At 71.8% G+C, this 12,482-nt stretch carries 12 protein-coding genes; 1 reads left to right on the forward strand and 11 read right to left on the reverse strand.

The window, feature by feature from the left end:
• Positions 1 to 195: 195 nt before the first annotated feature.
• The 9 genes from AB0K35_RS33970 to AB0K35_RS34010 all read right to left on the reverse strand — a co-directional run bounded on the left by AB0K35_RS33970 (position 196) and on the right by AB0K35_RS34010 (position 9,926).
• Positions 196 to 1,431, reverse strand: coding sequence for a sigma-70 family RNA polymerase sigma factor (locus tag AB0K35_RS33970; RefSeq protein WP_363890708.1), 1,236 nt, complete (start codon positions 1,429 to 1,431; stop codon positions 196 to 198).
• 29 nt (positions 1,432 to 1,460) lie between these two features.
• Positions 1,461 to 1,787, reverse strand: a complete 327-nt coding sequence (locus AB0K35_RS33975; protein WP_238671559.1) for a YciI family protein — start codon at positions 1,785 to 1,787, stop codon at positions 1,461 to 1,463.
• Between the two features lie 94 nt (positions 1,788 to 1,881).
• A complete protein-coding gene (locus AB0K35_RS33980) occupies positions 1,882 to 2,493 on the reverse strand; it encodes an ATP/GTP-binding protein (RefSeq protein WP_238671540.1) in 612 nt (203 codons plus the stop codon).
• Entirely contained in the window at positions 2,474 to 2,860 is a 387-nt protein-coding gene (locus tag AB0K35_RS33985) for a DUF742 domain-containing protein (protein WP_030337267.1), read from the reverse strand. The genes AB0K35_RS33980 and AB0K35_RS33985 overlap by 20 nt, the downstream gene beginning before the upstream one ends.
• A 5-nt stretch (positions 2,861 to 2,865) precedes the next feature.
• Positions 2,866 to 3,288, reverse strand: coding sequence for a roadblock/LC7 domain-containing protein (locus tag AB0K35_RS33990; RefSeq protein ID WP_238671541.1), 423 nt, complete (start codon positions 3,286 to 3,288; stop codon positions 2,866 to 2,868).
• A gap of 91 nt (positions 3,289 to 3,379) precedes the next feature.
• Positions 3,380 to 5,938: a nitrate- and nitrite sensing domain-containing protein gene (locus tag AB0K35_RS33995; protein WP_363890711.1), complete on the reverse strand. Its 2,559-nt coding sequence runs from the start codon at positions 5,936 to 5,938 to the stop codon at positions 3,380 to 3,382.
• A 124-nt stretch (positions 5,939 to 6,062) separates the two neighbouring features.
• A complete protein-coding gene (locus tag AB0K35_RS34000; RefSeq protein ID WP_363890714.1) occupies positions 6,063 to 7,682 on the reverse strand; it encodes a prenyltransferase/squalene oxidase repeat-containing protein in 1,620 nt (539 codons plus the stop codon).
• On the reverse strand, positions 7,675 to 8,592 hold the full coding sequence (locus AB0K35_RS34005; protein ID WP_238671544.1) for a terpene synthase family protein: 918 nt from the start codon (positions 8,590 to 8,592) through the stop codon (positions 7,675 to 7,677). Before AB0K35_RS34005 ends, AB0K35_RS34000 begins: the two co-directional genes overlap by 8 nt.
• Positions 8,589 to 9,926 carry a cytochrome P450 gene (locus tag AB0K35_RS34010; protein WP_238671560.1) on the reverse strand — a complete coding sequence of 446 codons (1,338 nt, stop codon included), beginning with the start codon at positions 9,924 to 9,926 and terminating at the stop codon, positions 8,589 to 8,591. The genes AB0K35_RS34005 and AB0K35_RS34010 overlap by 4 nt, the downstream gene beginning before the upstream one ends.
• A 445-nt stretch (positions 9,927 to 10,371) precedes the next feature.
• Here AB0K35_RS34010 and AB0K35_RS34015 point away from each other — a divergent pair, with 445 nt between their 5' ends.
• Positions 10,372 to 10,620, forward strand: coding sequence for a DUF2630 family protein (locus AB0K35_RS34015; protein WP_238682660.1), 249 nt, complete (start codon positions 10,372 to 10,374; stop codon positions 10,618 to 10,620).
• A 44-nt stretch (positions 10,621 to 10,664) separates the two neighbouring features.
• Here AB0K35_RS34015 and AB0K35_RS34020 read toward each other — a convergent pair whose 3' ends face one another.
• Positions 10,665 to 11,597 (reverse strand): RIO1 family regulatory kinase/ATPase, encoded by a 933-nt coding sequence (locus tag AB0K35_RS34020; RefSeq protein WP_238671545.1) that lies wholly within the window; start codon positions 11,595 to 11,597, stop codon positions 10,665 to 10,667.
• A 210-nt stretch (positions 11,598 to 11,807) separates the two neighbouring features.
• Complete coding sequence (locus AB0K35_RS34025; RefSeq protein WP_238671546.1) at positions 11,808 to 12,452, reverse strand: HAD family hydrolase; 645 nt, start codon at positions 12,450 to 12,452, stop codon at positions 11,808 to 11,810.
• Between the last annotated feature and the right edge of the window lie 30 nt (positions 12,453 to 12,482).

Here is a 12,482-nt window from a genome sequence, read left to right on the forward strand (position 1 = left end):
CAACGACCGCCCCCGCATGACCCTGGGCTGGGCAACCCCAGGTGAGAAGATGACCCAACTTCTCGGTGTTGCAACCACCGGTTGAGCCCGCCCTGGTAACGGAAACTATCCAAGATTCACCCTGCCCGCTCTTTCCTGGCCGACCGGCGTCGCCGGCACGGCCGGACCATGACGCACGAGAGCCAACCCGAGCGTCTAGGGTGCGAGCTCGTCGGCCCGGTCGAGCAGCGCACGGCGCTCGGCGGTTGAGCCCACCGCTGCCGCCGCCTCCCGGAACAGTCCTGCCGCGCGCAGCCGGTCGCCCTGCCGGGCCACCAGATCGGCCTGCACCGCCACGGCCAGCGGATGGCCGTCCAGCCCGCCGTCGGCGCGCGCCGCGTCGAGCACCACCAACCCGGCGTCCGGCCCGTACGCGTACCCGTGCGCGACAGCACGGTTGAGCGCGATCACCGGTGAGGGGCGGAGGTCGGCGAGCGCGTCGTAGGCCCGCGCGATCGTCGGCCAGTCGGTCTCGTCGGCCGAGGCGGCGGTGGCGTGGCAGGCGGCGATCCGGGCCTGCCACGCGTACGGCCCGTCGTGGCGTACCCGATCGAGGGCGACCAGGGCCTCGGCGATGGCGGCGCGGTCCCACCTGTCGCGGTCCTGCCGCTCCAGGGTGAGCAGGTTGCCGGCAGCGTCACGGCGGGCGTCCCGACGGGAGTGTTGGAACAGCACCAGTGCGAGCAACGCGGCGACTTCGGACTGGTCGGGCATCAGCCGGCCGAGCAGCCGGGCCAGCCGGACCGCCTCGTCGGCGAACGCCGGTTCGCCGTCGGCGACGTAACCCCGGGTGAACAGCAGGTACAGCACGGCGAGGACGCCGGGCAGCCGCTCGGTCAGCGCCGGCCCGCTCGGCACCCGGTACGGGATGCCGGCCTGGGCGATGCGGGTGCGCGCCCGGGTCAACCGGCGGGTCATCGTCGACTCGCTGACCAGCAGCAGGCGCGCGATGTCGGAGGTCGGCACGCCGCAGACCGTTCGCAACGTCAACGCCACCCGGGCTTCGATCGCCAGCGCCGGATGGCAGCAGGTGAAGATGAGACGCAGCCGGTCGTCCACCACGTCCTGCCCCACCTCGGGCTCGGGATGCGCCTCGTCCGGCGTGAGCAACGCCAGGTCGTGCAGCTTTCGCCGCTCCACAGTGGCCCGGCGCAGCACGTCGATCGCCCGGTTGCGCGCCACCGTCATGAGCCAGCCGCCCGGGTTTGCCGGCACACCGTCGGTGGGCCAACGCTCCAACGCGACGGTCAACGACTCCTGGGCGCAGTCCTCGGCCAACGCCCAGTCCCCGGTCACCCGGATCAGTGTCGCGACGATCCGGGGGTACGCCTCGACGCTGGCGACCGCGACGGCCTCCGCCGCCACCGCGCCGGCCGGTGCCGGAGTGCGCACCGGCCGGCGCTGCGACGTCGACAACTCGGTCAGTCGGACAGGGCCGCGAACGGACGCAGTTCCAGTCGCCCCTCGCGGGCCATCGGGTGGGTGCGGGCCACCTCGATCGCCTCGTCCAGGTCGGCGCAGTCGAGCAGGTCGAAGCCCACGATCACCTCGGCGGTCTCCGCGAACGGGCCCTCGGAGACGAGCAGTTCACCGTCGCGAACACGAACGGTGGTGGCCGCGCTGGTCGGCGCCAGCGCGTCGCCGGTCAGGCGGCGGCCACGCGAGTCGTTCTCCGCCACCCACTTGTGGATGTCGGGCAGCTCGGTGGGGTCGGTGTCCGGCTCAGCGTCGTTGCACACGAACATCATGTACTTCATCTGGTCGCTCCCTGGTCTCTCGGGGTATCACCAGCATGACGATCGGCCGACAGCGTTCCGGACATCCTCCCCCGAAAAACTTCGGTCAGTCTCCGCTGGCGGCGCGGCGGCGGGCCTCGCGGGTCTTCATGGCGTGCTCCATCAGCGTGACGAGCACCTCCTTGCTGGACTCACGCTGCCGGGCGTCGCAGAGCAGCACCGGCACACCCGGGTCCAGGTTCAGCGCGGCCTGCACCTCGTCCAGGCGGTACGACCGAGCGCCCTGGAAGCAGTTCACCGCCACCACGAAGGGCGTGCCCCGACCCTCGAAGTAGTCGATCGAGGGGAAGCAGTCGGCGAGCCGACGGGTGTCGGCCAGCACCACAGCGCCGATCGCGCCCAACGCCAGCTCGTCCCAGACGAACCAGAACCGGTCCTGCCCCGGCGTACCGAACAGGTACAGCACCAGGTCGTCGCTGATGGTGATCCGGCCGAAGTCCATGGCCACCGTGGTGGTGGTCTTGCCCTCCACCCCGGACAGGTCGTCGATGCCGACGCCCGACTCCGTCAGCACCTCTTCGGTGCGCAACGGCCGGGTTTCGCTGACCGCGCCAACCATCGTCGTCTTGCCCACGCCGAAGCCGCCCGCGACCAGGATCTTGATCGCGGTGGGCAGTGGCGTCGCTCCCGCCGGCCGGTCAGAGTGCCCGTAGTCCATTGATTACCGCCTCGAAGATGCTGTTGTCGGGAAGACCGGCCGTGGTCTGCGGCTCGCGGACCTGCACCAGGCTGCGGGCCGCCAGATCACCGAGGAGCACCCGGATGGTGCCCACCGGCAGGTCGAGATGGGCGGCGATCTCGGCGACGGACTGTATGCGTTGGCACAGCCCGACGATCGCCAAATGCTCGGGACCGAGACCGACCTCGGGCGTGACCTCGGCTCGGGTGGCCGTGACCAGGGAGATCAGGTCGAATGTGCCGGTGACCGGGCGGGCCCGACCACGCGTCACCGCATACGGACGCACCACCGGACCCGCGTGGTCATCCACCCACTGATGGTCTGCGGACTCCCCCTGGACCGTCATCGCCGCTACCTCTCGCCGACCTGCTGATCAGCGCCGCGCGAGGGCGATGCGACGTACTTGCCGACACGGGTGACCAGCATCGCCATCTCGTAGGCGATCAGGCCGACGTCGGCGTCCTCGCTGGCCAGTACCGCCAGGCAGGCGTTGCGGCCGGCCGCCGTGACGAACAGGAACGACGACTGCATCTCGATGATGGTCTGCTGCACCTGCCCACCACCGAAACGCTTACCGGCGCCTCGGGCGAGGCTCTGGATGCCGGCCGCCATCGCTGCGAGGTGCTCGCCGTCGTCCCGGCTCAACCCCTGGGAGGAGGCCATCAAGAGGCCGTCGGTGGAGAGCGCGACCGCGTGCTCGGCCTGCTTCACCCGGCCCACCAGGTCATCCAGCAACCACGTCAGGTCGGCGCTCGAAGCCGTCTTCTGGGTCACTTCGTCGTCCTCTTCTCGCCCGGCTGTGCGCCGTTGTTCGTCTGGGGCTCGACCGTCACACCGCGCGGAAACCCGCGTCGTCGGTGCTCGGTCAGGTCGCTTGTGGATCCTCGTCGGTCGGCTCGGACGGCGTCGCCGCCGGGGCGCCGGAGGCGCCGCCGAGCAGCCGAGCCGCGTCGGTCCGCCCACGCCGGGTGCCGGTCTGGTAGGAACTCATCATCCGGCGAACCTGCTCCGGTGGGCGCACCACATCCTCGTCGTCGGTTTCGGATACCGCCGGGTCGTCTCGCAACTCGGGAACGATGTTCGCCTGTCGGACCCGGACGGGCAGACCGGAGTCGGTCCGCTCCGCCTCGGCCCGTGCCGGCATCGGGCCACCGTCGCCGGCCGGGGCCGGCTCTCCGTCGGGGGTCTCCGTGCGGCTGCGGTCGACGGCGGGCAGGCCGGTGGGCACGGTCGGGGCTTCCAGGGCTGGCTGCGCCGGCCCGCGCCGGGCGCGGGTGGGCAGGTCGGGGGTGCCGGTTGCCGGGGTGGTCCGCTGTCGGGTGGGGAGAACGGTGTCCGCCTCGGCCTCCTCGTCCGTCGTCGGCGCGGTGGTGTCGGCCGGCATCGGCGCCGCCGAGGTCACCGCCACCTCCAACGCGGTGGCCGTCGGTGCGGCGAGCGCGACCGGCGCGAGGGACGCCGGACGGCCGCTGTCAGTGGCGGGCGCCGACGGCATCGGGATGGCCGAGCCGGTCCGGAACGAGCCGGAGTCCTCCGGGGAGGTGTCGGCCTCGGTGACCAGCTCCAACGGGATCAGCACGACAGCCGTGGTGCCGCCGTACGCGGACTCCTTGAGCCGAACCCGCACGCCGTGCCGTTCGGTCAGCCGGCTCACCACGTAGAGCCCGAGTCGGGCGGCGTTGGCGAGGTTCAGCTCGGACTGGTCGACGATCCGGTGGTTCGCCGCGGCCAGGTCCTCCTCGCTCATGCCGAGGCCCCGGTCCTCGATCTCGATGGCGAACCCGTTGGAGACCAGTTGGCCGCGGACCTCGACGGTCGTGTGTGGTGGGGAGAACGACAGGCCGTTCTCGATCAGCTCGGCGAGCAGGTGGATGACGTCGCCGACCGCGCGGCCGGCGAGCGAGACCGGCCCGAGCGGCAGCACGTTGACCCGCGTGTAGTCCTCCACCTCGGCCACGGCGCCGCGCACCACGTCGACCATGGGGACGTTGCGCCGCCAGGCCCGACCGGGGGTGGAGCCGGAGAGCACGATCAGGTTTTCCGCGTTGCGCCGCATCCGGGTGGCCAGGTGGTCGACCCGGAACAGGTCCTCCAACTCCTCCGCGTCGTGCTCGCGCCGCTCCATCGCGTCGAGCAGGGTGAGCTGGCGGTGGACGAGCGCCTGCGTGCGTCGGGCCAGGCTCAGGAAGACCTCGCGGACGTTGCGACGCAGGTCGGCCTGCTCGACGGCGGTGCGCAGGGCGGTCTCCTGGACCGCGTTGAACGCCTTGCCGACCTGGCCGATCTCGTCGGTGCCGAACTCCAGCGGGGGCGCTTCGGTGGCCACGTCGACCTCCTCGCCGCGCCCGAGCCGTTCCACCACCCGGGGCAGCCGCTCGTCGGCGAGCTGCCAGGCGGCCTCCCGCAGCCGGTCCAGCTGGCGCAGCAGGTTCCGCGCGGTGGTGATCGACACGACGACGGAGGCGATGACGGCGAGCAGGCCCAGACCGGTGGCGAGCACCAGTCGGACGACGACCATCACGGCCACGCCGGTGGCGCGATCCACGATGCCCTCACCGCCGGCGGTCACGGCGTCGTTCACCTCGGCCAGCGCCGGCTCGACCGTGCCGCGCCACTGCTCGGCGCCGATCGGCAGCTGGGTCGAGGGCCGGCCCTCACGGATGATGCTGTCCTGCACGGCGCGCAGTCGGGTGAACGCCTCACCTTCGACGAGCTGCTGGTAGCGGCGCTGGTCGGCGTCGGCAAGCCGAACCCGGGTCTCCTCACCGAGGAACCGCTCCGAGCCGACCAGCGCGACGTAGCGGGCGTACTCGGCGCCGCTCATCCGGCCGTTGCCGAAGAGGCCGCTGAGCAGCGCGTCCTCCTGGGAGATCAGCTCCTTCGTCCGGTTGAGCTGGATCAGTGCCGCAGCCTCACCGGCGATCTGCTTGTCGTCCAGACTGCCCGTCACGTCGTAGATCTGAAAGATCGACTCGATCGCGCCGGTGTACGCCTCGGCGGCGGCGATCCGGTCGATCTTGCGGGCCAGCACCTCCGAGCGGGTCTGCTCCAGCGCGTTGATCTGAGCGATCGTCGAGCCGAGCTGGGTGTCCAACGCGGAGTTGCCGGCGATGTCGACCTGCCAGTTGCGCACCGAGTCGGCGAAGTCGGCGGCCAGCTCCGCGGCCTTGCGCTGCTCGGCCTCAAGAGCCGTCCGCTGCGCCGCGTCGGGGTTGCTCAGGTACGCCTGGGTCAACCGCCGCTCCACCTGGAGCTCCTGCAACAACGGCTCACTCGGCGTGTAGACCGTGCTGTTGAGCAACTGGACACCGAGCAGGTTGAAGCCGTCCCGCAGGGTCACCCAGGCCGCGAACATCCAGAGGGCGACCAGGGAGAGCAGCAGGGCAACAACCTTGGTGCGGATACTCGTACCGCGAGAACGCATTGAACCGTCCCAGGCCGGGCGTTGACTCAGCTCATCAACGGGTGATCAGAGGGGGCGACGTCCCACCGCAGCGGGGCATCCGGGGCTGAGGCTCTGCGTACGCTAGCAGTGTCCACACAACCCCTCAAGTTGTTGTTTTTGTTGACTGGTAACCGCAATCCACCACCGATCGGTCCACCCCGGTGCTCCGGAGGCCGGCGAGACGGCAGGCGGCCAGCACCGCGGCGCGAACGATGACTGTCGGACAGTACAGCTCCTTGCCGTACCACAGTGGACGGTGCTTCCGGTTGGCGGAATCGTGCAGGTAGGCGTGCCCACGGACCACAGCGTCGTCGACCCGGGGCACCGTCGTCGGCACCGCCAGCAGCACCTGGAGGGCGTGCGCGGTCTCCTCGGCGGTGCCGTCCCACCGCCCCCACGAGCCGTCCGCGCGCTGGCTGTTCAGCACCCAGCCGGCCGCCCGGTCCACCGCCTCGGCGGCGGCCGCACCCCGCCCGAACTCGGCAAGCGCCAGCACGCAGCAGGCGGTGGCGTAGTACGGCGACGCGTGCCACCGGTCCTGCCAGGCACCGTCGGCGAGCTGGTGTGCCGGCAGCACGGCGCTGAGCCGATCGACCGTCCGGTGGTACCGGGCGTCCGCGTCGGGGTGTGCGGCCACGTGCTGACCGAACGCGTCCAGCACGTGCGCGTTGGTGGTGACCGAGAAGCCGTCCTCGCTCCCCGGCCAGGTGCAGAACCCGTCCGCCGTCTCGTACGCCCACAGGCCGGCCGGGTCGGCGCGGCGGCCGAGCCGGGCCAGCGCGTCCAGGGTGACCGATGTGGTGTCGGCGTCGGTCGGCAGTCCCTCGCCGGTGGCGACGCCCTCGGCGCCGGTGGCGGCGGCCAGGGTGCGCAGCACGGTCTCGGGCGGATTGACCAGGACACCGGCGCGGCGCAGCCCGCTGAGCACCCAGGCGCGCTCGAACACGGTGATCGGGGTCGGGCAGGGCACCGGCCCGCCAGCCTCGCGGATCAATTCCCGCAGGAAGGCGTGCGCGGTGGGACTGACGTCCGGGCCGGCGGTGGTCAGCCAGGCCGCTGTCGCTGCGGGCGACGCGCCGACGGCGGTCACTGTCGGTCCGGCGTCGACCGGTGTCGCGTCCAGCACCTCGTAGAAGTGGGCCAGCTTCGTCGGCAGCGCCGCCCCGGCGGCAACCGCGGCGCGTACCGCGCGCAGCCGGTCGGACCCGAGCCCGGCGGGCAGCGCCAGCGGCGGGCGCGGCAGCCGCTCGGCGGTCGCCCGGTCCAACAGTGTCAACCGGCCGTTGATCGACTCGACCAGCGCGGGGACGATGAGGTCCAGCGCCGGGGTGTCCGGCAACGCCCGCGCGTGCGTGGCGAGCAGCCGGCCGGTGAGCGCGTCCAGTCCGCGTGCCACCGGAGCGAGCAGGTCCGCACCGGCCCACCCGTCGGCAAGCGCCGCAAGCAGAGCGTCGGTGGCGCTGAGCGTGGGCACCAGGGCGTACCCCTCGGGTGGGCCCCACGCGCCGTCCGGGCGCTGCTCGTGTAGCAGGAACCCGATCCGCTGGTGGTGTCCCGGCAGCCAGGCCGCACCGGCGACGAGCCGGCCGCTTTCGTACACCGAGGGGGCGACCTGCCCCCACGGCCGCAGCGCCAGGCCGGCGATCAACTCGCGGGCGGCGTCCGCGACCGGGTCGGCGGCGGTCTCCGCGTCGGCGAACACCCGGGTGCCGCCGTCACTCATCGCGCTCCCCCCAGAAGTCCGACAGTTGGTAGAAGCCGCCGGTGAACGAGATCTGCCGGTTGAGGTACTCCGCCTGGCGGGGGCAGCGCTCGGCGAGGGCGGCCAGGTCCCCCCGGGACCGGGCGGTCAGCTCGGCCAGCCGGTCGTGCACCTGCGCCGGGTCGTCGACCAGCGACAGGGCGTTCAGATCACCCCACTCGGCGTCGCGCCCCTGGGTGGCGAGGTCGTTGACCAGCCGCAGCACCCGCTGCACGCCGCGTCCGGCGTCCAGCAGGTCGGTCAACTGGGCGAGGGTCTTCTCGTCGCCAGTGGCGATCCAGTGGGTGACGTTGACGAATGAGCAGGCGAGGTTGTCCGCGTTGTCCAGGTAGCGGTCCAGGTCCGGCAGGCGCCGCCCGGTGGTCGGGTCGGTCGGCAGGTTCTTCCAGTCCCACTCCCGCGCCACGGCGGCGAACATCCGCGCCAGCTCGTCGCGCCAGATCGGGCGCAGCCGGGCGAACGCCGGCACGGTGGCCAGCTCGTCGCGCAGGTCGGCCAGCAGCCGGGCGAGGTGGCGCCCCGGTGGGGGCACCGCGCCGTCGGCCACCGCAAGGCAGTCGGTGACCACCGTCCGGACGTCGTCGACGGACCGCGCGAGGTAATCGACCTGCCAGTCGGCGGCGAAGACCCAGAGCAGGGTACGGGTGGTGATCCGCAGCTCCGCGGCGGTGTGCCACGGCGCGGTGAAGGCGATGGCGGTGGCCACCGAGCTGAGCAGCGCCGGGTCGAACGGCGCGGCGTCGAACAGCTCCGGGTGCGCGGCGGTGACATCCTGCAGGTCGCGTACGCCCCGCACGGCGAGTGCGCACACCCGGCCCTGCTCGGCGACCGCGTCCTGACCGGCCCGCGCCGGTCGCGGGGTCGCCGTCACGATGCGGCCGGGCGCTCGACCGGGCTGAGGATGACCTGGGCGCGCTGCTTGGGTTGCAGCGAGGCGCCCATCCGCGGAGTGAGGTCCACCGGTTCGCGCAGCCGGAAGCGGTAGCGGCTCAGCACGGTGCTGACGATGAGCTGGGCCTCCAGCAGGAACAGGTACTGCCCGAGGCACTGGTGCGGGCCTCCGCCGAACGGGAAGTAGGAGTAGCGGTAGCGCCGCCGGGGCAGCTCCGGCGCGAACCGCTCCGGGTCGAAGAGCGTCGGGTCGTCCCAGAACGTCGACATCCGCTGGGTCACGTACGGGCTGACCAGCACGGTGCCGCCGGCCTTGATCCGCACCCCGCCCAGCACGTCGTCGCCGACAGCGGTGCGCGGGATCATCCAGCCGGCCGGGTAGAGCCGCAGCATCTCGTCGAGCACCATCCGGCCGTAGCGCAGCTGGGGCAGGTGCTCACGGCCGACCCGTTCGGCGCCGACCACCTGCTCGATCTCGTCGGTCATCCGCTCGGCCACGTCGGGGCGGGACGCCAGCACCGGCCAGAGCCAGGAGAGCAGGGCGATGGTGGTCTCGGTGGCGGTGGAGAACATCGCGACGACGTCGCCGCGGATCGCGTACTCGTCGGGTTCGCTGCCGTCGGCGCGCGGCCGGCAGAGGGTGGAGATGATGTCGTCGCCGTCGGTGGGACGGGCCCGGGCCTCCCGGATGATCGGCAGCACCACCTCGTCGATGGTGCGCACCGCCTCGCGGAAGGGCCGGTCGCCGGGCATCGGCACCGCGTACGGCACGGCGGGCATCAGCAGTCGGGGGAGCATCGCGGTGGTGACGGTGTCCAACGCGGCGCTGATCCGCAGCGCGTCGGGGACCGAGATCCGGTCGGCGAAGAGCACCCGCATGGTGGTGCGCAGGACGATCCGGGTCAGCTCGGCGCCGCCGTCGATGGGGCGACCGGTGCGGGCCGGTTCGAGCCACTCGTCGACCGCCTCGTTGATCGCCTCGGCCATCTTGTCGACGAGCGTCTCGGCCCGCTTCGCGGTGAACAACGGTTGCAGCGCGCCTCGGCTGGACTCCCACACTTCACCCTCGGCGACCAGGATGGCGTCACCGACGATCCGACGAACGGGTCGCCAGAGCAACCCGTCGCCGTCCCGGGTGTAGTTGGCAACGTTGTCCCGCAGCACGCGTTGCAGGTGCTCAGGATGGCTGACCAGATAGGGGCGGAACGAGCCGAGGTTGAGCCGGATGACCTCACCGTCGGCGTCCTGAGCGAAGTCGACGAGCGCGCCCAGCGGATCGCGGACCAGTGCCGGCAGCGCGCGTCGTAACGGGATTGTCCGGGGCTCGGTGCTGACGGTGGCGGGGCGCGCCTCGGACACCTGTGACATCGAACCACGTCTCCTCGTCGTCCCGGCGACCGAAGCGATCCACTTCGGTCGGGCAGGTTGATGAAACTTTCACCTTCTGGGCCGACGGAAGCATCTCACCAATCGAGGAGCACCTCCAGACTTGCGGACGGCGCGATTTCCATCTAAGCGAACGCACACTCATCGATGTTTGTGTTCCTGTCGCGTCCTGAGTGGACGCGAAGGCGAAGCTCCCCGCCGGGTGGTCCGACCAACCAGCGCGACGGCCGGATCGGCCGCAGGCCGTCGACCCGGCTGCGGCATCGGCACCCGACGGGCGGCATCGGGCCGGCCGGTGCGGGTCGGTGACCCGGGACGCACCGGTACCCCCGAATCCGGGCGATGCCCGGCACCCTGTGCCAGGCTCTGTGGCATGGACGACAAGACCATCCTGAACCGGATCTCCGAGCTGGTCGACGAGGAACACAAGCTGCGTGCCGACGCCCAGGCCCACGAGTCGGGCACCGAGGGCGAGACCAGCGAGCGACTGCGCGCCCTGGAGGAGTCCCTCGACCAGTGCTGGGACCTGCTGCGCCGCCGACGGGCCGCCCGGGAGACCCACGGCGACCCGGACGCCCAGGGCGAACGCCCCAAGCCCGAGGTGGAGCGCTACCTGCAATAGCCGACGTCCCGGGTCGGGCGGTGTGGCCGCCCGACCCGCTCCGATCAGCGCAGGCCCGCCTCGTGCAGCAGCTCTCCGGTCAACATGCCGGGGTCCACCTGTTCGGCGGGGAGACCCCGGGCAGCGAACCAGGTGCCGACCACCCGCACATCGCGGGCCAGGAACTCCGGCCCCTGCGGGTTCGCCACCACGTCGACCACCTGCGGCAGGTCGATCACGACCAGCCGACCCTGGTGCACGAGCAGGTTGTACGGCGACAGGTCTCCGTGCGCGTAGCCGGCCCGCGCCAGCACCCGTAGCGCCTCCACCAGTTGGGACCACAGGTCACGCAGCTCGGCCGGGCCGGGCCGCAACTGGGCCAGCCGGGGTGCCGCCTCGCCCGACTCGGCGTCACCGACGAACTCCAGCATCAGCTCGGTGCCCCGGACCTGCACCGGGTACGGCACAGCGATCCGGTCGTGCCCGGCACCGATCTCCCAGAGCCGGCTCAGCGCGGCGAACTCGGCCGCCGCCCACTGCCCGGCGATCATCTGCCGACCGAACGCCGTCCGGCCGGCCATCGCCCGGTTCTCCCGGGACCGGCGCACCCGACGGCCCTCCAGGTAGCCGGCATCCCGATGGAACAACCGGTGCTCGGGATCGCGGTAGCGTTTCACGGCGAGCAGGCAGGACCGGTCGGTGTCCGGCACGGCCCGACGGACCAGGTGGACGTCCGCCTCCTTACCGGTCTTCAGCACACCCAGCTCGGTGTCCTTCGCGGCCAACTCGGTGACCAGCCAGGCGGGGTGCGGCTGTGGCCCGTGCACAGCGTCGTCCCAGGACGACCAGCGTTCGCCGGTGTCCGGGTCGGGCTCGCTGTCCGGGTCTGCGAGCGGCTCGGTGGGCCGCCCGCGCTTCAGAAACTGCGGTTCGTCGTCGTCGAAGCGGCTCTTGCCGCGGCTTCGGCGCTCAAGCGCCGGAAGGTCATGATCGCGCACTGTGGTGAAGTTCCCTTGGTCGAGACTGAGATCGGCAGCTGGAAGCGACCTGCAAAGACGGCCATGACCGACCCCCTCTTCTCGACCGGGCACACGCCCGGGATGCACCATGCGCGGACAATGCTCGTACCACCACGTCCGCCGGTCAACCGAATTACCGAGCGCCACCCGAACGGCCGCTCGGACGCACGATCGCCAGCGCGGAAACCCTCAGCGGGCCAGGACTGTGGCGACCGCGGCGATCAACCCGTCCACCGTGCGGCTCGGCGCGAACCGGACGTCCGACCAGGTGCGCCCCCGGTGCAGCCAGACGCTGGGCAGCCCGACGGCGGCGGCGCCGCCGATGTCCGCCTCCGGGCTGTCACCGATCACCCAGGCCCCCCGCAGCGGCATCCGGACCCGCTGGGCGGCGAGCGCGAAGATCCTCGGGTTGGGTTTGCTGACGCCGGCCTCTTCGGAGATCACCCAGTCCGCGACGTACTGGTCCAGCCCGGTCTGGCGAATCTTGGCGTCCTCGACGCGCACGGTGCCGTTGCAGACCACCACCGGCACCCAGCCGGCGTCGTCGGCGATCCGCAGCGCGCAGGCGGTCAGCGGGTCGAGCCGGGTCTGCGCCACCACCCCGTCGTGCAGCTCCTCGACCAGGTCGATCGAGGGAATGCGCAGCTCGTAACGGTCCCGGATGGCGTCGGCGAGGTCCCAGCGGTCGGTCAGACCGTCGGCGTCGATCGAGATCAGCCAGTCGATGTCGGTGTAGGGCGCGCCGATGCTGTCCAGGAAGCGCTCACCCCAGCGGCGGAACGGCCCGGCCCGATCCAGCAGGGTGTTGTCCAGGTCCAGCAGGAGCAGTGGCACTCGGGCACCCTACGGGACCGACGTGTCCGC

This window comes from Micromonospora sp. NPDC053740, assembly GCF_040677775.1.
In the GTDB taxonomy this organism is placed as follows: Bacteria; Actinomycetota; Actinomycetes; order Mycobacteriales; family Micromonosporaceae; genus Micromonospora; species Micromonospora alfalfae.